Source organism: Pandoraea sp. XJJ-1 (assembly GCF_026802345.1).
In the GTDB taxonomy this organism is placed as follows: Bacteria; Pseudomonadota; Gammaproteobacteria; order Burkholderiales; family Burkholderiaceae; genus Pandoraea; species Pandoraea cepalis.
In genome coordinates, this window is sequence record NZ_CP113827.1 from 3,593,897 (window position 1) to 3,616,538 (window position 22,642).

Consider the following 22,642-nt stretch of genomic DNA (forward strand, 5'->3'; position numbering starts at 1 on the left):
GAAGGCAGACGATACCAATCAAATGATGCCGCTTTCGACGAATTTCAAGTCAATTAAAAATTCAGGCAACGCATCGGGCAGTCGCCGACCGCGCGTGCCTCTAACAAATTCATTATGCGCCGTTCGCCTTGTGCCCGGGCAAACCGCCCTCAAGCACTCGCGCTGCGGGCCTCGCCAATCTTGGCGGCAGCGCCGGCACTGACGTCTTGCGTCGCCGATGAACGCCAGCGCCGCAGCAGCAACGCGTTGCTCACCACACTCACGCTGCTGAGCGCCATCGCCGCCCCCGCAATCACCGGGCTCAACAGCCCGAACGCCGCCAGCGGAATCCCGACCACGTTGTACGCGAACGCCCAAAAGAGGTTCTGGCGAATCTTCGACCAGGTGCGACGCGACACATCGATGGCATCGGCCACCCGCAGCGGATCGCCGCGCATGAGTGTGATGCCCGCCGTCTGCATGGCCACGTCGGTACCCGAGCCCATCGCGATGCCGACGTCGGCCGCGGCCAACGCTGGGGCGTCGTTAATGCCGTCGCCCACCATCGCTACGACCACGCCGTCACGCTTGAGTTGCGCGATCACCGCCGCCTTGTGCTCCGGCAGCACGTTGGCATGCACCTCGTCGAGTCCCAACGCGTCGGCGACCGCCTTGGCGCTCCCCGCGTTGTCGCCGGTCACCATCACGCAACGCACGCCCAGCGCATGCAAGCGGTCGACGGCCGGCCGCGCCGTGGCCTTGAGCGTGTCACCGAACGCCAACAGCCCAAGCAAGCGCGCCGGTGCCTCGACATTTGCGCCCTCCCCTGAAGTCTCGACCAGCCACGAGACGGTACGTCCCTCGGCCGCCAGACGCGCTGCCTCGTGAGCCAGCGCCCCTTCCGAGACACCCAACTCCTCAAGCAACCGCGCGTTCCCCAGCTGCAGCGTATGACCGTTGCGCGAGGCGCCCGCGTTCTCGACGCCCCCAACACCCCCACCCTCCCCAACTTCCTCGATACGTGCCCGCATCCCTCTCCCCGGCAGCGCAGCGATGTCGAATGCCGTCGGCACCGCCGAGGTCACCCCGGCTTCCGCTGCGGCGGTCGTGACCGCCTTCGCCAGCGGATGCGAACTGCCCGACTGCACCGCCGCGGCCCATCGCAGCAAGGTATCGGCACGCACCCCCGTCACCGGCAGGTGTGCCACGAGGCGCGGCTTGCCCTCGGTCAACGTGCCCGTCTTGTCGAACGCCACGACGCGGATGCGGTGCGCCAGTTCGAGCGCTTCGGCATCTTTGATGAGAATGCCCTGCCGTGCCGCCGCCCCAGTGCCCACCATGATCGCGGCAGGCGTTGCCAGGCCCAGCGCACACGGGCACGCGATGACCAGCACTGCCACCGCATTGAGCAGCGCTGTCTCCAGGCCGATGCCGAGCCCCCAGCCAACGACCAGCGTCACGACGGCGACCAGCACCACCACCGGCACGAACACCGCGGCCACCCGATCGACGGCGCGCTGGATCGGCGCCTTGCCCGCCTGCGCATCTTCGACCATGCGAATGATGCGGGCCAGCGCCGTATCGGCGCCGACCGCCGTCGTCTCCACCCGCAGCGTACCGGCGCCGTTGATCGAGCCGCCAACGACCTTGTCGCCGGCCGCTTTTTCGATCGGTAACGGTTCGCCGGTCAGCAACGACTCGTCGAGCTGGCTCGCCCCCTCGCGAATGACGCCGTCGACAGGCACCCGTTCACCGGCGCGCACCACCACCCAGTCGCCGACCTTCACTTGGCCCAGCGGCACCGTCACCTCGCTCGCCGCGCCCTGCGGATCGCGCAACACGCGCGCGGTCTCGGGACGCAAGGCCGCCAGCGCACGAATCGCTTCCACGGTGCGACGCTTTGCCCGCGCTTCCAGCCACTTGCCAAGCAGCACCAGCGTGATGACCACGGCCGCCGCTTCGAAATACAGGTGCGTCATGCCGTGCGCCGGGGCACGCCACCATTCGTAAAGACTCAGCCCATAGGCGGCCGACGTGCCCAATGCCACCAGCAAATCCATATTGCCGCTACCGGCGCGCACCGCTTTGTACCCCGCCCGATAGAAGCGCGCCCCGAGCCAGAACTGCACCGGTGTGGCGAGCAACCATTGCACCCACGGCGGCAGCATCAGATGAATGCCGAAGGGTTCGAGCAGCATTGGCAACAACAACGGCAGGGACAAGACCGCCGCCACGGCAACCGGCCACCACGCCGGACCTTCGTGGGATGCGGCCGCCTGCGCGGGGTCCGTGACTGGCGACGCCTCGTATCCCGCCTGCTCCACAGCAGCGGTGAGCGCCGCCACGTCGACGACGCCACGCACCCCGCGCACGGCGGCACGCTCCGTCGCCAGGTTCACGTTTGCCTCGACCACACCGGGCACCTGACGAAGGGCCTTCTCCACACGCCCCACGCACGATGCGCAGGTCATGCCGCCAATCGCCAACTCGAACGATTGCTCCGCCACCTGGTATCCCGCGTCGTTGACGGCCGTCTCGACCGCGCCAAGCAGAGCCGCGGGCGTCACGCCGGGCGCAGCTTCCACGGCCGCCGTCTCGGTCGCGAGATTGACGTTGGCGCTGGCCACACCCGGCGCGCGCCGCAATGCCTTCTCAACCCGCGTCACACATGAGGCGCAGGTCATGCCTTCGATACCGACCGACCAGTTCCGAATCATTTCAGGGTCTCCAGGAGGACTGTCATCATGCGTCGAAGCATAGACCTTTCCATGAAGGGAAGGTCAAGCCGCCAGCGTCAATCTGCCGCACACCATCCCATGACAGTCTCGTCATTTATTACGATAGCGCGCCCGGAACCGCTCGGGTTTGGGCTGCGTCTGGGCGATCCAGCGAATACACTGAAAATAGCGCTTGAGCTTCCTGTCGTAGGAAGGTCTATCATCGATTTGTTTGATCACCGTCACCGAAACCGCTTTCAAGGAGTGCAACATGCAAGTGCAAGTCGAAGGAATGAGCTGCGGTCATTGCGTCAAAGCCGTCACGCGTGCGATCACCGAGCGCGATCCGGCCGCCAAGGTCAATGTGGATCTGGACTCGGGTCGCGTCGACGTCGAAAGCCGCCTCTCGCCCACCGAGGTCAGCGCCGTCATCACCGACGCCGGGTACACCGTCAAGGGCACCCACGCCTGAGCATCGCCTGGCACGTCCGACGTCGCGCAACGCTCACATCGGCGGTCGGCGCGACATCCGCGCCGGCCTTCCTCCCGAGCCGACGTTGAGCCAATCGTCCGCCATCATTCCCACGAGCGCCGCGCAGTCTTCCCTGCAGCGCAGCAACACCCTGTGCTACGCTCTCTCTCGCCGACTACGCAACGACGCCACGCGATCAGTGACTGCGAGGCGCGCTGCTTGCGGCATACACGTCTTCAGGGCGGGGTGAAAGTCCCCACCGGCGGTATGTGACGCCGCGCAGTGCAAGCTGCGTGGGTCATGAGCCCGCGAGCGCCTGTCACCGTCGCTTTCGTGACACTGACAGGGTCAGCAGATCTGGTGCGAAGCCAGAGCCGACGGTCATAGTCCGGATGAGAGAAGATGCGTCGATACCCGCGCGCTATGGGGCACTGTCCCATGGAGGCGTCCGTTCGCATGCCCCGAAAACGTTTTTCGCCCGATTGATTTACGCGAGGAGCGTTTCATGTCCGTTACCCAAAGCACCACCCAAGCCGTATCGCAAGCCGTTACATCGACCGCTCACAGGGCCGATGCGACCCGCACAACCGACGATCTGCATGCCTACCCGGCGTTCGCCAACCTGGCACCGGTCGACGTCCGTCTGCCAGCCGCGCTCGACGCCATGCGCGAAGGCCGTCCGGTCATTCTGATGGACGACCTGGACCGCGAGAACGAGGCCGATCTGATCGTCGCCGCCGAGAAAATCACGCAGGCCACCATGGCCATGCTGATCCGCGAATGCAGTGGCATCGTGTGCCTGTGTCTGCCTGACGAGACATTGCGCCGTCTCGATCTGCCGCCGATGGTCGAGCAGAATCAGAGCCGCCATGGCACGGCCTTCACCGTGACAATCGAGGCGCGCCAGGGCGTGAGCACCGGCGTGAGCGCGGCCGACCGCGTGACCACGATTCGCGCCGCCATCGCCGACGATGCCCAGCCCGCCGACCTGTCCCGCCCGGGCCATGTCTTCCCGCTGCGCGCACAGCCGGGCGGCGTGCTGACGCGTCGCGGTCACACGGAGGGCTCGGTCGATCTGGCGGTGCTTGCCGGCCTGAAACCTGCCGCCGTGCTGTGCGAGTTGATGAATCCAGATGGCACGATGACGCGCGGCGCCGACATCGAGCGCTTCGCCGAGCAACATGGCCTGCCGATCCTGACCATCGACGAATTGGCCCAGTATCGTCGCAGGCACGCCCAAGCGGCCTGAGCTGGCGGCGCGGCCAGCCCCCTCCTTCCGAGGTAACGACGACAACCCGAATCACGGCGACGGCGTGAGCCGCCGTTGCCGTGCTCCGGTCTCGACGCTTCCCTCTAACGCCGAAACCCCCGGGGCGCACCGTGACTTTTATAATCTCGCGCCATCGCTTGCCTGATAAAAGTTACGAGGAAAACGCCATGAATACCCGACCGGATGCCGCCGCCGTACTGGCGCAATGGGAAGCCGACGAAGCCGCCGTGCGCGAACGGCTCACACGTCACGGTCCGCTACGCTACGGCGTGGCAACGCCGTCCGACGTGATCGGCCTGTCGGGCATGGAAATATTTGAAGCGATGTTCGACGGCAGGCTGCCGCTGCCGCCGATCAGTGAGACGCTGGGCTTCATCGCCATCGAAGCCGCGAACGGCCGCGCGGTCTTTCAAGGCCGCCCGGCGTTGCCCTATTACAACCCGCTCGGTGCCATACACGGCGGCTGGTTCGCCACGCTGCTCGACTCCGCGGTCGCCTGCGCGGTGCACTCCACGCTTCCCGCCGGACGCAGCTACACCACGCTCGAACTCAAGACCAATATGGTGCGCGCCCTCACGCGTGACGTGCCTTGCGTGCGTGCGGAAGGCGAAGTCATCCAGGTCGGGCGTCAGGTCGGCATCGCCGAGGGCCGCATCGTCGGTCCGGATGGCACCCTGTATGCGCACGCCACGACGACGTGCCTGATCTTCGACTTTCCGCCGCGCAAGACATAAGGGCAGCGACGCGCCATGAAAAAGCCCGCCGGGGAAGCAAATCCCCCGGCGGGCTTTTGTGTCGCTGCGCGCCGTCGTCAGGACGTCGCCACGGCTCGCGCGTCGCTCAATGCGGGGAGCCGCCGCCCTGCTCGCTATCGGGCTGGTGTTCCAGCGTCTCCTTGAGTGCAATCTGCAGCTTGGCGTGCATGCGCACGAACCAGCTCCGCATGATGATCGCCAGCACCACCGTTCCCGCCACGATCAGCACGACCATCTCCGTGGACGGCAGGATACTCGCCGACAAGGCCGCCACCAGCAGGATCACCCCGACCATGGCGGCAATCGGCAGGATTTCGGCCACCACGCGGCGCACCTGGTATGTGTAGCGTCCGGTCAGGCTCGGCGGCACCGACAACTCCACAAGCAGGAGCGAGAGCGATTTGAGCTTGCGGTACACCGCGATCAGGAACGGCAGCGACAGCACGAGCGCCACGCCCCAGACCACCGCGCTTTGCAGGCTCGGGTCGCGCACCCACGGCGACATCAGCGCCGCCAAACGCCGATAGAAGAAGGCGCCGCCGAGGAAAATCGTCACCACGAGCGCAAGATTGATCGCCACGCTCATCACGATGCGACGCACGATGCCGACGAGCGCCGCGCTATCGCCCGTCAGATGAATGCTCTGCAACCACTGCGTGTACTGACGCAGCACGTATGACAGACGTCCGGGCATCATGCGGCCGAGCCATCCCGTGAACGGATCGGCACTCTTGATCAGGTACGGCGTGAGCAGCGTCGTGATGACCGAGACGGCGACCGCAATCGGGTAGAGGAAGTCGCTCGTCACCTTGAGCGACAACCCGAGCGACGCAATGATGAAAGAGAACTCGCCAATTTGCGACAGCCCCATGCCCACGCGCATCGACGTCCGGCCGTCCTGCCCCGAAAGGTACGCCCCCAGTCCGCACGAGACGATCTTGCCGATCACGACGGCGAGGGTGATGACGAGAATCGGCCAGATGTACGTCGCCAGCACGTGCGGATCGAGCAGCAGTCCGATGGTGACGAAGAACACGGCGCTGAACATGTCGCGTAGCGGTGCAACCAACCGTTCGATGGTATGCAGCTCTCGCGCCTCGGCCATGATCGCGCCGATCAGGAACGCGCCGAGCGCCACGCTGTAACCCATCTGAATCACCAGCAGGCAGAAGCCGAAGCACAGGCCGAGCACGACGACCAGCAGCATCTCATCGCTCTTGAATTTCGCCACGTACGCGAGAATGCGCGGCACGAGCAGAATGCCCACGACAAGCGACACCACCATGAACAGCAGCAGCTTGCCCAGCGTAAAGGTGGCCTCGCCGGCATCCACCGAGCCGCTGATGGCGATGCCCGAGAGCAGCGCGATCATGCCAATGGCGAGCACGTCTTCCACGATCAGCACACCGAAGATGAGCTGGGCGAATCGCTCTCGCTTCATGCCGAGTTCGTCGAGCGCCTTGACGATGATGGTGGTCGACGAGACGGCGAGCATCGCGCCAAGGAAAATCGAGTCCATCGCCTTCCAACCGAAGAAGCGGCCGATCTCGTAGCCAAGCCAGAGCATCAGCACAATCTCGGTGATCGCCGCCACGAATGCCGTCACGCCCACTCGCGCAAGCTTGCGCAAGCTGAACTCCAGCCCCAGCGAAAACATCAGGAACACGACACCGAGCTCGGCCAGAATGCCGATCGTCTTCTCGTCATGTATCAGCGCAAACGGCGGTGTATACGGGCCGATGATCACGCCCGCCACGATATAGCCGAGCACGACCGGCTGTCGGAACCGGTTGAAGATGACCGTCACGATGCCGGCCAGCAGCATGATGACGGCCAGGTCCTGAATGAAGTCAATGGCGTGATGCATCCGATAAGTTCTCCCCGCGGCGAGTTGCGCCGATTTTGCTGTTTTTGATGTCACGCCCGCCGCGCGCCGCTTCCCTGACGGGCCGCCGCGACGATGCAAAACGCGATGCTTGATGAAGGTGGGAAGCCGGCGGTGTGCCGCCGACTTGATTGACGTTGCGCTCGTTCGCCCGGTCGTCACTCGGGCATTGGCCGCCGGTCCGCTGTCCCGCCAATCCCCCTGAGGGGCGTCGGCCTCCGCGACCGTTTCGGCAAAAATCAGACGAATATCCAACCCAATACCGATGCCGATTCAATATACGCGATCGGCGAACACGCGCGCAACCCAGGATTGACGGGGCTTTTCATAAAAAATTCCCCATATTCGTCGCACACGACGAAATTTTTCCGCTTGCTTTTTGTCTTCCGACCTTGTGAAATATCACACAAATATCAATCGAATTTTACAGGAGTGGTCACGTATGCGTTCCCATCTGTCCTTCAGGGTGTCCGGCGACGGCCCCCATCCGTGCGTCGACGTGTCCGTCGACACGTTGATCATCGCCGGCTGGGCCGGACGCGATCGCGACGCCGTCGAGCACCACATTGCCGAGTTGGCCGCATTGGGCGTGCGCCGCCCGTCGAGCACGCCGTGCTTCTACCGACTGGCGCCCGCATTGCTCGCGCAAGACGACACCATCGACGTCGTCGGCCAGACGAGCAGCGGCGAAGCCGAATGCGTGCTCGTGCGCCACGGTGGCGATTTGCTCGTGAGCGTGGGCTCGGATCACACCGACCGCGAAGTCGAAGCCTATGGCGTGACCGTCTCGAAGCAAGTCTGCGCGAAGCCGGTGGCACGCGACGCGTGGCGCTTTGCCGATGTCGCCGCGCACTGGGATCAGCTGATGCTGCGCTCCTGGGTGACGCGCGACGGCGAACGGCGCCTCTATCAGGAAGGCACCGTGGCCAGCCTGCTCTCGCCGCAGGAATTGATGGACAAACTCGGGCCGGATGGCCTGCCGGCGGGCGCCGCCATGTTCTGTGGCACACTCGCTGCCATTGGCGGCGTGGCTGGCGGCGAGCAGTTCGAGATCGAACTGCACGATCCGGTCCTCGGCCGCACGATCCGACATCGCTACGCCACGCAGGCGCTGGCGATTGCCGACTAAAGCCGACTGACGCCGACCGGCGCCCATCGAAGCGCAGACCCGACGCTGGCCGATAGAACCGACCCGCCCCGATGCCCAACGACACCCCCGACGACACGCTTCTCGCGGCCAATCCCGATGCGTCCGCTACCGCCACACCGCAGGCCGCCGCAGATGGCCGCAGCCTGACCGAGCGCGCGTACGACGCGATCAAGCACGACATCATCACGCTGCGTCTACGCCCGGGCGAGACGCTCAACGAAGCGCAGTTGATGCAGTCGACGGGACTCGGACGCACCCCGGTGCATCAGGCGATGCACCGCCTTGCCCTCGAAGGGTGGGTGGTGATCCTGCCGCGCAAGGGGGCGATGGTCGCGCCGGTCTCGCTCAACGATGCGCTCGAGATCATCGACGTGCGCATGATCAACGAGACGTATTGCGCGGGGCTGGCCGCGCGCGCCGCCACGCCGGACGACCTCGCCGCCATCGAAGCCGTGCTGGCACGGTCTCAGGCGGCCATCGCCGCACGCGACGTGGCGGCGATGATGCGCATCGACCGCGACTTCCATCTGGCCATCTCGCGCGCCTCGCGCAACCAGACGCTCGCCGAGCTTCTGCGCGGTCTGCACGAGCGCTCGCTGCGATTCTGGTTCCTCGCCCTGTCGACGCCCAGCCATATGGAAGACGTCTACGAGGAACACCTCGAACTATTTGAAGCGCTCGCCGCGCACGATGCCGAACGCGCCCGCCGGGCCATCGCCCGGCATATCGAAGAATTCCGTACCCATATCCTGAAAGCGATCTGACCATGAGCACCGACGCCATCGATCTGCAACGCCCCCTGTCCGACCTCGCCGCCGCGCTCGACGCCGGACGCACCACCAGCCGCGCATTGACCGAGCAGGCGCTCGCGCGCATCAATGATCCGGCGGGTCAGGGCAACGTCGTCTTCACGCAAGTCGATGCACAAGCCGCGCGCAGCGCCGCCGACGGCCTCGACGCCCTGCGCCGGGCCGGTGCACGTCTGTCGCCGCTGATGGGCGTTCCCGTGTCGGTGAAGGATCTGTTCGACGTCGCCGGACAAGTCACGCGCGCAGGGTCCAAAGTCCTGTCGAACGCCGCCCCGGCCAAGCACGACGCCCTCGCCGTGGCGCGCCTGCGTCAGGCCGGCGCCGTCATCATCGGCCGCACCAACATGACCGAATTCGCCTTTTCCGGACTCGGCCTGAACCCGCATTACGGCACGCCGCGCTCGCCGTGGCAGCGTCAGGCCGGGCACATTGCCGGGGGATCGTCGTCGGGCGCGGCCGCGTCGGTGGCCGATGGCATGGCGGCGGTCGGACTCGGCACCGATACCGGCGGCTCGATCCGTATTCCGTCGGCCTTCTGCGGCCTGACAGGCTTCAAGCCGACGGCGGCGCGCACGCCGCGCGACGGCGCCCTGCCGCTGTCGACATCGCTCGACTCGGTCGGCCCCATCGGCCGCTCGGTCGATTGCTGCGCCTGGGTCGATGCGATTCTCTCGGGCCATGCCGTCGACGAGTCCCTGCCGCCGCCGCGCGACGTTCGCGGCATGCGCTTGGGCGTCTTGACGAACTTCGTGCTGGACGGGGCGGAACCCGCCGCCATCGAGATCTACGAGCGCGCCCTCGCCACGCTCGCCAGGGCGGGGGCGACGCTGGTGGAATTCCAGTTCACGCCGTTCGAACAGTTGCCCGCCATCAATCGATTCGGCTTTTCGCCCATCGAAGCCTTCGCGTGGCATCGCAAGCTGCAGGCCGAGCGTGCGCAGGACTACGACGCTCGGGTGCTGGTGCGCATCCGCAAGGGTGAGCCGGCCAGCGCCGCCGACTACATTGACCTGCTGAACGCCCGCGCCGCGCTCATCGCCGCAGCGACCCCTGTCTGGCAGGGCTTCGACGCGGTGCTGTGTCCGACCGTGCCGCTCACGCCACCGGCCATCGCGCCGCTCGAGGCGAACGACGACACTTTTACGGCCACCAACGCGCTGGTGCTGCGCAACCCGACGGCCATCAACATGATCGACGGCTGCGCGTTCTCGCTGCCGTGCCAGGCCGAGGGCGAAGCGCCCATCGGCCTGATGGTCAGCGCCGCGGCAGGCGACGACGCCCGCCTGTTCCCGGTCGGACGCGCCATCGAGCACGCCCTGCGCTCGGCCGGCCTGGGCGGTTGATGTTGGCAGCGCGGGCGGCGGCACCGCTCGCGCTGCGCCGCAACACCGGGCCATGACCGTCGACGCAGCGTCCGCAACCGTCTCATTCTCGGGCAAATAGTTCCGCAACTTTTCGACTCACGCACGCCTCGGGCTGGGGTTACAATGCCAGCCCAAGTGCCTGCCGCCCGGCGTCATGTGGGGTTGAGCGGGATTCGTGATGGCCTACCGCCCGAAGTGAAATGAACGCTCAAATCGACCCGGCCCTGCGCCGCGAACGCCTGCGGTACCTCCTGCTCACCGTCGTCTGCCTCGCCTTGCTGGGCGGCGCGCTGTACTTCCAGTATGTGCGTCACGAGGATCCGTGTCCGCTGTGCATTCTGGCGCGTTACGCACTTGTGCTGATCGCGATCTTCGGGCTGGCCGGCGCGGTCTCGCGTGGCTGGGCGGGTATTCAGTTCGCGCGTGTGCTCGCCGCTTTGTCGGCGATCGGCGGCATGGCGGCGTCGGGGTATCTGATCTACGTGCAGGCCAATCCGCTGGTGAGCTGCGGGTACGACGTGGTCGAGGCATTCGTCGATGCGTTGCCGACGTCGCGCCTGCTGCCGCAAGTCTTCCAGGTTCAGGGGATGTGTCAGACGATGTACCCGCCCATCCTCGGTCTCACCCTGCCGATGTGGTCGCTCGCCGCGTTTGTCGTGATCTTCCTCTCGCTGGCGTTGCATCGTCCGCGCCGCGCGATTTCGCTGCGCTGAGCGTCACGCGTCTCCCGGGCCGCCTGCCTCCGGGCAGCGGCCTCATCTCGCCGCCCCTTTAGCCGTCCGGTCGTTCAAACGTCCGCCCCCCGCCGTCAAGGTCGCGCCACCACAGGCGCCGGCGTCCCGCCGCCGTTCGCGGCATCGAGTTCCGTTGCCACCTCCGCCACGCGTCGGCGCAGCCACGTCACCTCCGGTGCGGCATGCGTGCGCTCGTGCCATAGCTGATAGAAGCGCATCGGCGGAAAGGCAAAGGGCGACGGCAACACGCGAATCGGCAGATAGCGGGCATAGTGCTGCGCAAACTGCCGCCCGGTCGTGAACACCAGATCGGTGCGCATCAGCACGTACGGCACGAGTCCGAAGTAAGGCATCGTCATCTGGATATTGCGGCGCAGGCCCTGCTCGGCCAGACATCCGTCGATAAAACTCTGGCGCTCGGCCACGTAAGGCGTCGGTGCCAGATGCGGCAATTCCAGATAATGCTTAAGCGAAATGCCCTTGTTCGCGAGCGGATGCTGCGCGCCCAACATGCAAACCACTTCGTCGTCGAACAGCCGGGACATGTGCAGTTGCGGCGGCGGCTCCAGCCAGTTGCCGATCACCACGTCGAGCGAACCGTTCTCCAACGCGCCCGCGTAGTCGAAGGCGGTGTTGATCGGCTGCACGTGCAGCCGCGCCGAGGGGGCGTCACGGCGCAGCACTTCGGCGATGTTGGGCAGGAAGACGGCGTCCAGGTAATCGGGGGCACCGAGGCGAAACGCCCGCGTGGTGGTCTGAGGCGCGAATTCCGTAGCGGGATGGGTGATGCGCTCGATGGCGGCGAGCGCGTCGGTGGCGTAGCCCAGCAACTCCCGGCCACGCTCGGTCGCCACCATGCCGCTCTTGCCGCGCACCAGGATGGCGTCACCCGTGATCTCGCGCAGGCGGCGCAGCGAGTTGCTGATGGCCGGCTGCGACTGGCCGAGCTTGAGCGCAGCGCGTGAGACACTCTGCTCGGTGAGCAGTGTGTGCAGTACCCGCAGCAGGTACGCGTCGATCTGTTCGCGGGGTCTTTGCATGGGGCGGGCGCGCTCTGCGAGGCTTGGGGTCGAGCCATAGTTTATGACAATGCCACGTCATCGGGGCGACCGAATAGCCATCATCATGGCCGCGAAATATTTACCCCCGCCGCCGGTGCTATCTTCGGCTCATTCCCACGCCGGCCATGTCCCGGCGCGCCCGCAATCCCACTGCACTACACTGAGAACCATGGAGACACAAGCCATCCGCTTCTATTACCGCGGCAAGGTGCACGAGGTCACTGGCGAAGCCACGACCCGTACCGTGCTTCAGTACACGCGCGAAGACCTGCACTGCACCGGCACCAAGGAAGGGTGTGCCGAGGGCGACTGCGGCGCCTGCACCGTCGTGATCGGCGAACTGGCCGACGACGGCAACGTGGCGCTGCGCGCGGTGAACGCCTGCATCCAGTTTCTGCCCACGCTCGACGGCCGCGCGCTCTTCACGGTCGAGGATCTGCGCGCGCCCGACGGCGCGCTGCATCCGGTGCAGCAGGCGCTCGTGGACTGCCACGCCTCGCAATGCGGCTTCTGCACGCCGGGCTTCGTGATGTCGCTGTGGGCCATGTACGTGAACCGCCCCGAGCAGGCCGGCTGCCCGACCCGCCGCGAGATCGACGACGTGCTCTCCGGCAATCTGTGCCGCTGCACCGGGTATCGTCCGATCGTCGACGCCGCCCAGCAGATGTTCGACCTGCCGCGCCAGGAATTCGACCGCGCGGCGCTGGCGAAGCAGCTCCAGGCGTTGCAACGCGACGACACGCTGTCGTATTCGCACGACGGCCAGGTCTTCCACGCCCCGCGCACGCTGGCCGAGCTGGGCCGCCTGCGCGCCGCCTACCCGGACGCGCGCCTTCTGGCTGGCAGCACCGATGTCGGTCTGTGGGTCACCAAGCAATTTCGCGAGTTGAAGCATCTGATCTATATCGGACAGGTGGCGGAACTACGCGAGATTTCGGAGGGTCCGAACGGCCTCTACATCGGTGCGGGGGCGCTGCTCAACGATGCGTTCGATGCGCTCGTCACCCACTATCCGGATCTGGCCGAGCTGCGTCAGCGCTTCGCCTCGTTCCCGATCCGCAACGCCGGAACGCTGGGCGGCAACGTCGCGAACGGCTCGCCCATCGGCGATTCGATGCCCGCGTTGATCGTGCTCGGCACGCGCATCGTGCTGCATCGCGACGGGGCCGTGCGCGAGATGCCGCTCGAAGACTTTTACGTGGCTTATCAGAAGAACGCGCTCGAGGCGGGCGAATTCGTGCAGGGCATCCGCGTACCGCTGCCCCCGGCGGTGCAACGCTTTCGCACCTACAAGCTGGCCAAGCGTTTCGATCAGGACATCTCGGCGGTATGCGCGGCCTTCGCGGTCGAACTCGACGGCGAGATCGTACGCTCGGCACGCGTGGCCTTCGGCGGCATGGCGGCCACGCCCAAACGCGGCAGCGCCATCGAAGCGGCCCTGATCGGCCAGCCCTGGACCGACGCCACCGTGCACGCGGCAATGTCGGCCTTGCCCGCCGACTACCAACCGCTCTCGGACATGCGCGCGACCAGCGCCTACCGGCTCGCCGGCGCGCAGAATCTGCTGTATCGTTTTTTCCTGGAGACGCGCCTCGATGCGCCGCTTGCGGCACACGAAGTCAACGCGTTCGCCAACGTCTAACCGGAGTTGCCCATGAACACGCAAGTCGAAGGCTTCATGACGCAGACCGGTGCCGCGGCAGGCGCCAGCGCACAGGTGGGCCGCTCGCGGCCCCACGAGTCGGCCGAACTCCACGTGGCCGGCGAAGCCACCTACACCGACGACATCCCCGAACTGCAAGGCACGCTGCACTGCGCGCTCGGGGCGTCGCCCAAGGCGCACGCACGCGTGCTCTCGCTCGATCTCGACGCCGTGCGTCGGGCGCCGGGCGTGGTCGCGGTCTACACTGCCGCCGACATCCCCGGTGTGAACGATTGCGGTCCGGTCATTCACGACGACCCGATTCTCGCGGACGGCCTCGTCCAGTACATCGGGCAGCCGATGTTCGCCGTGGTGGCCGAATCGCATGACGCGGCCCGCCGCGCGGCGCGTCTGGCCAAGGGCGAATACGAAGACCTGCCCGCCATTCTCACGCCACAGGCCGCCAAGGCCGCGGGGGCCAGCGTGCTGCCGCCCTATCAACTGCGCCGTGGCGACGCCGACGCCGCGCTGCAAGCCGCGCCGCACCGTCTGAGCGGCACATTCGAGTGCAACGGGCAGGAGCAGTTCTATCTCGAAGGGCAAATTTCGTACGCGATCCCGAAGGAAAACGACGGCATTCACGTCTACTGCTCGACGCAGCACCCGACCGAGATGCAGGCGCTCGTCTCGCACGCGCTGGGCTGGCACAGCCATCAGGTGCAGGTCGAATGCCGTCGCATGGGGGGCGGCTTCGGCGGCAAGGAATCGCAATCGGGGCTGTTTGCCTGTGTCGCCGCGTTGTGCGCCACGCGTCTGAAACGCCCGGTCAAGCTGCGTCTGGATCGCGACGACGATTTCATGATGACCGGCAAGCGCCACGGCTTTTACTTCGAATACGACGTCGGCTTCGACGACGACGGCCGTATCACGGGCGCGAAGGTCGACATGACACTGCGTGCCGGTTTCTCGGCCGACCTGTCGGGACCGGTCGCCACACGCGCCATCTGCCACTTCGACAACGCCTATTTCGTGCCCGACGCCGACCTGCGCGCGTTGTGCGGCAAGACGAACACGCAATCGAACACGGCGTTTCGCGGTTTCGGCGGCCCGCAGGGCGCGCTCATCATGGAAGTCGTACAGGACGCCATTGCACGGCGCCTGGGCAAAGACGCGCTCGACGTGCGCCGCGTGAACTTCTACGGCAAGACCGAGCGCAACGTCACGCCGTACGGACAGGTCGTCAAGGACAACATCATTCACGAACTCGTCGCGCAACTGGAGCAGACGAGCGAGTATCGCGCACGTCGCGACGCCGTGCGCGCGTTCAATCGCACGAGTCCCGTGTTGCGCAAGGGCCTCGCGCTCACCCCACTCAAGTTCGGCATTTCGTTCAACGTGCAGGCCTTCAATCAGGCGGGCGCGCTGGTGCACATCTATCGTGACGGTTCGATGCTGGTCAATCACGGCGGCACCGAGATGGGCCAGGGCCTGAACACGAAGGTTGCGCAGGTCGTGGCGCACGAACTGGGCGTCGATCTCTCGCATGTGCGCGTGACGGCGACCGACACCAGCAAGGTGGCGAACACGTCGGCCACCGCAGCTTCGACGGGCGCCGACCTGAACGGCAAGGCCGCGCAGAACGCCGCATGGCAGATCCGCCAACGTCTGGCCGCGTTTGCCGCGCAGAAGTACGGCGGTGCGCCCGACGACGTGCAGTTCGCCAACGATGTGGTGAGTGCAAATGGCCACGACATCCCCTTCCCCGATCTGGTGGAAGCGGCTTATTGGGCCCGCGTGCAATTGTGGTCCGACGGCTTCTATGCCACGCCGGGCCTGTCTTGGGACGCCGCGACCATGAACGGCAACCCGTTCTTCTACTTCGCCTACGGCGCGGCCGTCTCCGAAGTGGTGCTCGACACGCTCACCGGCGAATGGCGTCTGCTACGCGCCGACGTGCTTCACGACGCCGGCAAATCGATCAACCCCGCGCTCGACATCGGGCAGGTGGAAGGGGCGTTCATTCAAGGCATGGGCTGGCTGACGACCGAAGAACTGTGGTGGAATCAGGAGGGCAAGCTCATGACGCACGCGCCGTCCACGTACAAGATCCCCGGCATCAGCGATTGCCCAACGGATTTCCGCGTGGCGCTGTTCGAGAACACGAACGTGTCGGACTCCATCCACCGCTCCAAGGCCGTGGGCGAGCCGCCGCTGCTGCTGCCGTTCTCGGTGTTCAACGCGTTGCGCGACGCCGTGGCGAGCGTGAACGACTATCGGGACGAGCCGGTGCTCAATGCGCCGGCAACGTCCGAGGCGCTGCTCACGGCGATCACCGAGCTGCGCACGCGGAGCGCCGCCTGATGCATCGCTGGGTCGAGGCCGCTCACAGGCTGCTGGTCCGCGGCGAGGCCGCGGTACTGGTGACGATCGCGCGCGTGGAAGGCTCCGCGCCGCGCGAAGCGGGCACGCACCTGCTTGTGACACGCGAGCACGCGTGGGAGACCATCGGCGGCGGCCATCTCGAATGGCGGGCGATGGACGTCGCGCGCCAGTTGCTGCGCCAGTACGGACAGCAAGGCGCGCGGCACGTCGAGCGTTTCGCGCTCGGCCCGAGCCTCGGACAGTGCTGCGGCGGCGCCGTCACCCTCGCCTTCGAGGTGCTCACGCTAACCGATCTGGCCTGGGTAAGTGCCCTGCACAAACGGCTCGCAGCCGGCGAGGCCAGCTTGCGCAGCGTGGCGTTCGGCGCACCCGGGGCCGATGCGGCGGCCAGCCAGCAGCAAGGCGGCGCCGTCTTGCTCACGGCACTCGATCCGAGCGAACCGCTCGCGCATCCGCACACGCTGACCCGCGACGCCGACGACGCCGCCTGCTCGTTCTGGCAAGCCAGCGATGGCTGGCTCTGGCTGAGCGAGCGGCTGGCGCCCAGCGATTTCCACATCGTGCTGTTCGGTGCCGGTCACGTCGGACAGGCCATCGTGCAGGTGCTGGCCACGCTGCCGTGCCGCGTCACCTGGGCCGACGAGCGGACCGAGACCTTCCCGGAAACGGTGCCGCCGAACACCATCGTCGAGTCGACCGACACCCCCGAAGCCGTCGTTGACGAAGCGCCACCGGGCGCGTATTTCCTGGTCATGACGCACAACCATGCGCTGGATCAGCGCCTGTGCGAGACCATTTTCAAGCGCGACGACTTCGCCTACTTCGGCTTGATCGGCTCGATGACCAAACGTCGTCAGTTCGAGCATCGCCTGCGCGATCGCGGGGTGCCGCCGGAGCGTTTCGCGCAGATGATCTGCCCGATCGGCGTGGCGGGCATCACGGGCAAGGCGCCGGCGACGATCGCGATCGCGGTCGCCGCGCAACTGCTGCGCGTGCGCGAGCAACAGATGCAACACAGCGGACCGGCCGCGTCGCAGGACACCGGTGTCCACGTTTGAAGGCCCCCTGGCGCCCGGGACACCGGGTGACCGACTTTCGCGGGCGACGGTAAAATCCCGCCCATCCCCCTCATCAAGACCTAGTCATGCCACTCACGCCCGAACTCGCCAAGACCCTTTGCGCCATGCCCAAGGCGGAGCTGCACGTGCATATCGAGGGCACGCTGGAGCCCGAACTGATCTTCCGGCTCGCCGAGCGCAACCACGTCACGCTGCCCTACCCGAGCGTAGAGGCCCTGCGCGACGCCTACGCCTTCACCGATCTCCAGTCGTTCCTGGACATCTACTACGCGGGCGCGAGCGTCTTGCTCACCGAAGACGATTTCTACGACATGACCCGCGCCTACCTTGCGCGCGCGGCCGCCGACAATATCCGCCATACGGAAATCTTTTTCGATCCGCAGACGCACACCGCGCGCGGCGTATCGATGGCGACGGTGATCCACGGCATCGAACGCGCACTGGCCGAAGCCGAGACGCAGCACGGCATCACAAGCCGCCTGATCCTCTGCTTCCTGCGTCATCTGCCCGAAGCGGACGCCCTGCAAACGCTGGAAACGGCGCTGCCGTATTTCAACAGCCACGGGCACCGGCTCGTCGGCGTAGGCCTCGATTCGTCCGAGCAAGGCCACCCGCCCGCCAAATTCGCACGCGTGTTCGCGCGATGCCGCGAGTTGGGGCTGCACCTCGTGGCGCATGCCGGGGAAGAAGGGCCGCCCGCGTACATTCACGAGGCGCTGGACGTGCTGCACGTTGAGCGTGTGGACCACGGTGTTCGCGCCATTGAAGACGAGGCGCTGCTCGAGCGCCTGGCCCGGGAAAGGATCGCGCTGACAGTGTGCCCGCTGTCGAACATCCGCCTCAAGGTGTTCGACCATATGGGTCAGCACACGCTGCACGCGTTGCTCAAGCGCGGACTGGCCGTCACGATCAACTCGGATGACCCGGCTTACTTCGGCGGCTACCTGAATGAGAACTTCCTCGCCACGTTCGACGCGCTGGACATGACGCTCGACGACGCTTACACGTTGGCAAGGAATAGTTTCGAAGCCTCGTTTATCGACGACAGCGAAAAACGGCGTCTGGTGGACGAATTGGAGCGTTTTCGCGCCGCGCAGGCGGGGTAAGCGTTAGCCGAGCCTTGTCGATCGGCCACCCCGAACCGCATCGAATCTCACAACGCCCGAAGGCCCTTCGGGCGTTTTTTATGCCCGCGCAACGCACACCGCGCCCCGATGCATCGCCACATCATCTCGCGATGATGTGGAACATGCCGCAAGGGGAATATTTTCGCCGGGGCCCGATGCTATTTTTCGAGCGTGCCCAGATAGGCGTCACGCGGTGCCCCCACACCCGCGGCGTCATGCGAGCACGACACCTTAGAACATCGGAGACAACACCCCATGGACTCATCGCTCAGCCCTCCTGCGGGCAGTGCCGCGCCCGAAGCGGCCCACGACAGCACGCGCGTGGCGGGCGCGCAACCTGTCTCGCCCCTCGACCGATATTTCGGCATCACCGCACTCGGATCGACGTTCCGTACGGAAGTGATCGCGGGTATCACGACGTTCCTTGCCGCGATGTACATCATCGTCGTCAACCCGGCCATTCTGTCGAAGACCGGCATGGCGTTCCCGGCGGCCCTGACCGCTACGGTGCTCATCAGCTTCTTCGGCAGTTGCGCGATGGGGCTCTACGCGCGCAATCCGGTGCTGGTCGCGCCGGGCATGGGGCTGAACGCGCTGTTCGCGTTCACGATGGTGCACGGCGTCGGCATGCCGTGGCAGACCGCACTCGGCTGCGTGTTCTGGTCGGGCATCCTCTTCGCGCTGCTCGCCGCGCTCAATGTGCGACGCTTCGTGGTCGAGGCGATTCCGGCGAACCTGCGCTATGCAATCTCGTGCGGCATCGGCCTGTTCATCACCGTGATCGGCCTCGTCAACGCCCGGCTCGTGGTGGGTGACCCGGTCACCGTCGTGCGGCTGGCCCACTTGTCGCCGCCGACCGTCACGTTCCTGATCGGGCTGGCGCTCACGACCGTGCTCGTCGCGCGCCGCGTGAACGGTGCGCTGATGATCGGCATCATCGCGACCACGCTCATGGCCATTCCGGTCGGACGTCTGTGGGGCGACGGCAGCGCGTATTTCCCCAAGGAAATCGCCACGGCCACGTTAGTGAACTTCCACGGTTTCTTCGCCGCGCCCGATTTCTCGGGTATCGGCCAGCTCGATCTGCTGGGTGCGCTCAAGGTCGCGTACCTGCCGTTCATCTTCGTAATGCTCTTCACCGCGTTCTTTGATACGCTCTCGACCTTCATGAGCATTGCCGAGGCCGGCAACATGAAGGATCGCGATGGCAATCCGCGCAATATGCGTCAGGCCATGATCGTCGATTCGTTCTCGGTGCTGATCTCCGGCCCGCTCGGCACGAGCCCGGCCAACGCCTACATCGAATCGGCCGCCGGCATTGCCCAGGGCGGACGCACCGGCCTGACCGCCGTCGTATGCGCCCTGCTGTTTCTGCCGTTCCTGTTCGTTTCCCCGATGCTCTCGCTGGTGCCCGCCATCGCGACGGCGCCGGCGCTGATCCTGGTCGGGGTGTTTATGATGGAGTCCGTGGCGCGCATCGAATGGCACCGCATGGACGAAGCGATTCCGAGCTTCATCGCAGTCGTGATGATTCCGATTTCTTACTCGATCACCGACGGTATTGCCTATAGCTTCCTCGCGTTCGTCGTACTCAAGCTGTTCACGGGACGCGTGAAGGAGATCAAGCCGGCGATGTGGATCGTCGCCGCGCTGGCAGTGCTGCTGCTCACGCAAATGTAACGACGCAAGGACCCTGTACATGTCCACGACACACCAAGCCCTGCGCGCTGTGCGCGCGCAACTGGTCTACTTCACGCACGATCCGTCGCGCGCCTACCTCGACGGCTCGCCAGGCACCGTGCACCATACCGACGGCCTCGTCGCCTTCGAGAATGGGCGCATCACCGCCGTGGGCGACTACGCGAAGGTGGCCCCCACGCTGCCCGACGGCACGCCGATCGACGATCTGCGCGACAAGGTCGTCACGCCCGGCTTCATCGACACGCACATCCACTATCCGCAGACGGACATGATCGCGTCGCCCGCGCCGGGGCTGCTGCCGTGGCTCGAGAAGTACACGTTCCCGACCGAGCGCCGTTTCGAGAATCCGGCTTACGCGGCCGACGTCGCCCAGTTCTTCCTGGATGAACTTCTGCGTGTCGGCACCACGAGCGCGCTCGTGTACTGCACGGTGCACCCCGGCTCGGTCGATGCGTTCTTCACGGCCAGCGACGCGCGCAATCTGCGCATGATCGCCGGCAAGGTGATGATGGATCGCAACTGCCCCGAATTCCTGCGCGACACGGCCGAGAGCGGCGCGCGCGACAGCGAGGCGCTGATTCAGCGCTGGCACAACCAGGGACGCCAGCTCTACGCGCTCACGCCGCGCTTCGCGCCGACATCGACCGAAGCCCAGTTGGGCGTTTGCGGCGAACTCGCCACGCAGTATCCAGACGTATTCATCCAGAGCCACGTGGCCGAAAACACCGACGAGGTCGAATGGGTGCGCTCGCTGTTTCCCGGGCATCGCAGCTACCTCGACGTGTACGACCACTACAAGCTGCTGCGCAAGCGCGCCGTGTACGGCCATTGCATCTGGCTCGACGAGCATGATCGTCGCCGCATGTTCGAAACGGGCACTGTCGCCGCGCATTGCCCGACGTCGAATCAGTTCCTCGGCAGTGGTCTGTTCGACTTCGCGGCAGCGGAAGCGAGCCGCATGCCAGTGACGCTCGCGACCGACGTGGGCGGCGGCTCGACCTTCTCGATGCTGCAGACGATGAACGAGGCCCACAAGGTGGCGCGATTGTCGGGCTATCACCTCTCGGCCGAACGCATGTTCTACCTGGCCACCGAAGGCGCCGCGCACGCGCTGGATCTGCACGGCACCATCGGCACGCTGGCCGTGGGCGCAGAGGCCGACTTCGTGGTGCTCGACCCGAAGGCCACCCCGCTGCTCGCCCGTCGCACGGCACTGGCCGAATCGCTCGAAGAGCTGCTGTTCGCATTCGCCATGCTTGGCGACGATCGTGCCATCGCCACAACCTACGCCGCCGGCCAGCCGGTGCATCGCCGCACGGACGCACTGACGCACTGACGCACTGACGCACTGACGCACTGACGCACTGACGCGCCTGGCGTCCGCACGGGCGTTCGGGTCGTTCAGCTTGTTCACGACATTCGGGACGTTTGGGACGCTGCGAGACGTTGCAAGACGCTGTGAGACATCACGGAGCGTCACGACTTACGCGAGAGAACGCGCGCCGTCGCCTTGGCACGACGCGCATTCCCTCGCGGTCACCGGTCGCGCGCAAGGGGCATGCGGCCGGGGATCTCCTTGGGCAGCCGATCGGCTGCCCTTTTTTCCTTTCCCGGCATACGCCCGTCAAGTGCTTATCAAGTGCCCATCCAGCGGCCAACCCTCCCCGTCATGCCCATGTCACGTGGCAAATGCTATAATCCGCTCCGATTCATTGGGGAGTAGCCGCCCTGTCAGAGACGATTGTCATCTGCAGGGGCGTACGTCAACAGACTTGGCCGATACCGGCTATGGCGTGCGCAGCCCTCGGGCCTGGCGAGACCGATGACGATGCTTCCGCCATCCGGGCCGGGACGCATGGTCATTGGCTCGCGTATTCACGGCCCGGCGGAGATAAAAAATACGATGTCCCCCTTCCTGGTCTCGACCGGTGTGGTCGCGCTCGCTGAAATCGGCGATAAAACCCAACTGCTGTCCCTCGTGCTCGCCGCGCGCTTCAAGAAGCCCGTGCCGATCATTCTTGGCATTCTCGTCGCCACCCTCGTCAATCATGGCTTTGCCGGCGCCGTCGGCGAATGGCTGTCCACGGCCATCAGTCCCGCCATCATGAAGTGGGCCGTCGTCGCGTCGTTCCTCGGCATGGCGATCTGGATTCTCATCCCCGACAAGCTCGATGACGAAGAGACCACCACGCGCCGCAAATTCGGCGTGTTCGTGACGACCGTCTTCACGTTCTTCATCGCCGAGATGGGCGACAAGACGCAGATCGCCACGGTAATGCTCGCCGCGCGCTACCAGGACTTCTTCGGCGTGGTGGCCGGCACCACGCTCGGCATGATGCTGGCCAACGTGCCGGCCGTGCTCGTGGGCCACAAATTCGCCGGTCGTCTGCCGACCAAGACCGTACACGCCGTGGCCGCCGTGATCTTCGCAGTGCTCGGCATCATCACGTTGATGCAGTAAACCGCAAACGCCAAGGCGAGTCGCGCGTCTCGAAGACACGTCGCCTCGCCTTGG

Annotated in this window: 17 protein-coding genes and 2 riboswitches; of the genes, 14 read left to right on the top strand and 3 right to left on the bottom strand. The window is 65.8% G+C overall.

The features are described from left to right. Window positions 1-149: 149 nt before the first annotated feature. Complete coding sequence (locus OYT13_RS16460; RefSeq protein ID WP_017234188.1) at window positions 150-2,696, bottom strand: heavy metal translocating P-type ATPase; 2,547 nt, start codon at window positions 2,694-2,696, stop codon at window positions 150-152. Window positions 2,697-2,967: 271 nt separating this feature from the next. Between OYT13_RS16460 and OYT13_RS16465 the strand changes: the two genes are divergently transcribed. From OYT13_RS16465 to OYT13_RS16475, 3 genes are all read left to right on the top strand, one after another. Continuing rightward, window positions 2,968-3,168, top strand: coding sequence for a heavy-metal-associated domain-containing protein (locus tag OYT13_RS16465; RefSeq protein ID WP_026131995.1), 201 nt, complete (start codon window positions 2,968-2,970; stop codon window positions 3,166-3,168). 228 nt (window positions 3,169-3,396) lie between these two features. Further along, a riboswitch (FMN riboswitch) is annotated at window positions 3,397-3,576 on the top strand. 97 nt (window positions 3,577-3,673) lie between these two features. Beyond that, window positions 3,674-4,417 (top strand): 3,4-dihydroxy-2-butanone-4-phosphate synthase, encoded by a 744-nt coding sequence (ribB, locus tag OYT13_RS16470; RefSeq protein ID WP_261938203.1) that lies wholly within the window; start codon window positions 3,674-3,676, stop codon window positions 4,415-4,417. A gap of 188 nt (window positions 4,418-4,605) precedes the next feature. Next, the gene (locus OYT13_RS16475; protein ID WP_268566627.1) at window positions 4,606-5,172 is read left to right on the top strand and encodes a PaaI family thioesterase; all 567 of its coding nucleotides are present in this window, start codon (window positions 4,606-4,608) and stop codon (window positions 5,170-5,172) included. 106 nt (window positions 5,173-5,278) lie between these two features. On the opposite strand, the gene OYT13_RS16480 is transcribed toward OYT13_RS16475, so the two are convergent. Next, on the bottom strand, window positions 5,279-7,060 hold the full coding sequence (locus OYT13_RS16480; RefSeq protein ID WP_017234192.1) for a cation:proton antiporter: 1,782 nt from the start codon (window positions 7,058-7,060) through the stop codon (window positions 5,279-5,281). 460 nt (window positions 7,061-7,520) lie between these two features. Here OYT13_RS16480 and OYT13_RS16485 point away from each other — a divergent pair, with 460 nt between their 5' ends. The 4 genes from OYT13_RS16485 to OYT13_RS16500 all read left to right on the top strand — a co-directional run bounded on the left by OYT13_RS16485 (window position 7,521) and on the right by OYT13_RS16500 (window position 11,114). Then, complete coding sequence (locus OYT13_RS16485; RefSeq protein WP_268566628.1) at window positions 7,521-8,207, top strand: DUF2848 domain-containing protein; 687 nt, start codon at window positions 7,521-7,523, stop codon at window positions 8,205-8,207. A gap of 71 nt (window positions 8,208-8,278) precedes the next feature. Next, on the top strand, window positions 8,279-8,992 hold the full coding sequence (locus tag OYT13_RS16490; RefSeq protein WP_017234194.1) for a GntR family transcriptional regulator: 714 nt from the start codon (window positions 8,279-8,281) through the stop codon (window positions 8,990-8,992). 2 nt (window positions 8,993-8,994) lie between these two features. Further along, window positions 8,995-10,380: an amidase gene (locus tag OYT13_RS16495; RefSeq protein ID WP_017234195.1), complete on the top strand. Its 1,386-nt coding sequence runs from the start codon at window positions 8,995-8,997 to the stop codon at window positions 10,378-10,380. 221 nt (window positions 10,381-10,601) lie between these two features. Then, complete coding sequence (locus tag OYT13_RS16500; RefSeq protein WP_017234196.1) at window positions 10,602-11,114, top strand: disulfide bond formation protein B; 513 nt, start codon at window positions 10,602-10,604, stop codon at window positions 11,112-11,114. A 95-nt stretch (window positions 11,115-11,209) separates the two neighbouring features. On the opposite strand, the gene OYT13_RS16505 is transcribed toward OYT13_RS16500, so the two are convergent. Beyond that, entirely contained in the window at window positions 11,210-12,175 is a 966-nt protein-coding gene (locus OYT13_RS16505; protein ID WP_017234197.1) for a LysR substrate-binding domain-containing protein, read from the bottom strand. Window positions 12,176-12,365: 190 nt separating this feature from the next. Here OYT13_RS16505 and xdhA point away from each other — a divergent pair, with 190 nt between their 5' ends. The 7 genes from xdhA (at window position 12,366) to OYT13_RS16540 (ending at window position 22,588) form a co-directional block, all read left to right on the top strand. After that, window positions 12,366-13,838, top strand: coding sequence for a xanthine dehydrogenase small subunit (xdhA, locus tag OYT13_RS16510; protein WP_017234198.1), 1,473 nt, complete (start codon window positions 12,366-12,368; stop codon window positions 13,836-13,838). Between the two features lie 12 nt (window positions 13,839-13,850). After that, complete coding sequence (xdhB, locus tag OYT13_RS16515) at window positions 13,851-16,199, top strand: xanthine dehydrogenase molybdopterin binding subunit (RefSeq protein WP_017234199.1); 2,349 nt, start codon at window positions 13,851-13,853, stop codon at window positions 16,197-16,199. Next, a complete protein-coding gene (xdhC, locus tag OYT13_RS16520; RefSeq protein ID WP_268566629.1) occupies window positions 16,199-17,278 on the top strand; it encodes a xanthine dehydrogenase accessory protein XdhC in 1,080 nt (359 codons plus the stop codon). Before xdhB ends, xdhC begins: the two co-directional genes overlap by 1 nt. Before the next feature lie 86 nt (window positions 17,279-17,364). Continuing rightward, on the top strand, window positions 17,365-18,405 hold the full coding sequence (locus OYT13_RS16525; protein WP_268566630.1) for an adenosine deaminase: 1,041 nt from the start codon (window positions 17,365-17,367) through the stop codon (window positions 18,403-18,405). 276 nt (window positions 18,406-18,681) lie between these two features. After that, window positions 18,682-20,106: an NCS2 family permease gene (locus OYT13_RS16530; RefSeq protein ID WP_254440943.1), complete on the top strand. Its 1,425-nt coding sequence runs from the start codon at window positions 18,682-18,684 to the stop codon at window positions 20,104-20,106. A gap of 19 nt (window positions 20,107-20,125) precedes the next feature. After that, the gene (gene guaD / locus OYT13_RS16535) at window positions 20,126-21,463 is read left to right on the top strand and encodes a guanine deaminase (protein ID WP_017234203.1); all 1,338 of its coding nucleotides are present in this window, start codon (window positions 20,126-20,128) and stop codon (window positions 21,461-21,463) included. Window positions 21,464-21,829: 366 nt separating this feature from the next. Beyond that, a riboswitch (yybP-ykoY riboswitch) is annotated at window positions 21,830-22,014 on the top strand. A gap of 16 nt (window positions 22,015-22,030) precedes the next feature. Next, entirely contained in the window at window positions 22,031-22,588 is a 558-nt protein-coding gene (locus OYT13_RS16540; protein WP_130027900.1) for a TMEM165/GDT1 family protein, read from the top strand. Window positions 22,589-22,642: the final 54 nt, after the last annotated feature.

Coding starts and splice junctions, on each gene's coding strand:
- OYT13_RS16460 (WP_017234188.1), bottom strand. CDS start 2,696: ATGATTCGGAACTGGTCGGTCGGTATCGAAGGCATGACCTGCGCCTCA.
- OYT13_RS16525 (WP_268566630.1), top strand. CDS start 17,365: ATGCCACTCACGCCCGAACTCGCCAAGACCCTTTGCGCCATGCCCAAG.
- xdhB (WP_017234199.1), top strand. CDS start 13,851: ATGAACACGCAAGTCGAAGGCTTCATGACGCAGACCGGTGCCGCGGCA.
- xdhA (WP_017234198.1), top strand. CDS start 12,366: ATGGAGACACAAGCCATCCGCTTCTATTACCGCGGCAAGGTGCACGAG.
- OYT13_RS16490 (WP_017234194.1), top strand. CDS start 8,279: ATGCCCAACGACACCCCCGACGACACGCTTCTCGCGGCCAATCCCGAT.
- OYT13_RS16475 (WP_268566627.1), top strand. CDS start 4,606: ATGAATACCCGACCGGATGCCGCCGCCGTACTGGCGCAATGGGAAGCC.
- xdhC (WP_268566629.1), top strand. CDS start 16,199: ATGCATCGCTGGGTCGAGGCCGCTCACAGGCTGCTGGTCCGCGGCGAG.
- OYT13_RS16480 (WP_017234192.1), bottom strand. CDS start 7,060: ATGCATCACGCCATTGACTTCATTCAGGACCTGGCCGTCATCATGCTG.
- OYT13_RS16540 (WP_130027900.1), top strand. CDS start 22,031: ATGTCCCCCTTCCTGGTCTCGACCGGTGTGGTCGCGCTCGCTGAAATC.
- ribB (WP_261938203.1), top strand. CDS start 3,674: ATGTCCGTTACCCAAAGCACCACCCAAGCCGTATCGCAAGCCGTTACA.
- OYT13_RS16485 (WP_268566628.1), top strand. CDS start 7,521: ATGCGTTCCCATCTGTCCTTCAGGGTGTCCGGCGACGGCCCCCATCCG.
- OYT13_RS16505 (WP_017234197.1), bottom strand. CDS start 12,175: ATGCAAAGACCCCGCGAACAGATCGACGCGTACCTGCTGCGGGTACTG.
- OYT13_RS16495 (WP_017234195.1), top strand. CDS start 8,995: ATGAGCACCGACGCCATCGATCTGCAACGCCCCCTGTCCGACCTCGCC.
- OYT13_RS16465 (WP_026131995.1), top strand. CDS start 2,968: ATGCAAGTGCAAGTCGAAGGAATGAGCTGCGGTCATTGCGTCAAAGCC.
- OYT13_RS16530 (WP_254440943.1), top strand. CDS start 18,682: ATGGACTCATCGCTCAGCCCTCCTGCGGGCAGTGCCGCGCCCGAAGCG.
- OYT13_RS16500 (WP_017234196.1), top strand. CDS start 10,602: ATGAACGCTCAAATCGACCCGGCCCTGCGCCGCGAACGCCTGCGGTAC.
- guaD (WP_017234203.1), top strand. CDS start 20,126: ATGTCCACGACACACCAAGCCCTGCGCGCTGTGCGCGCGCAACTGGTC.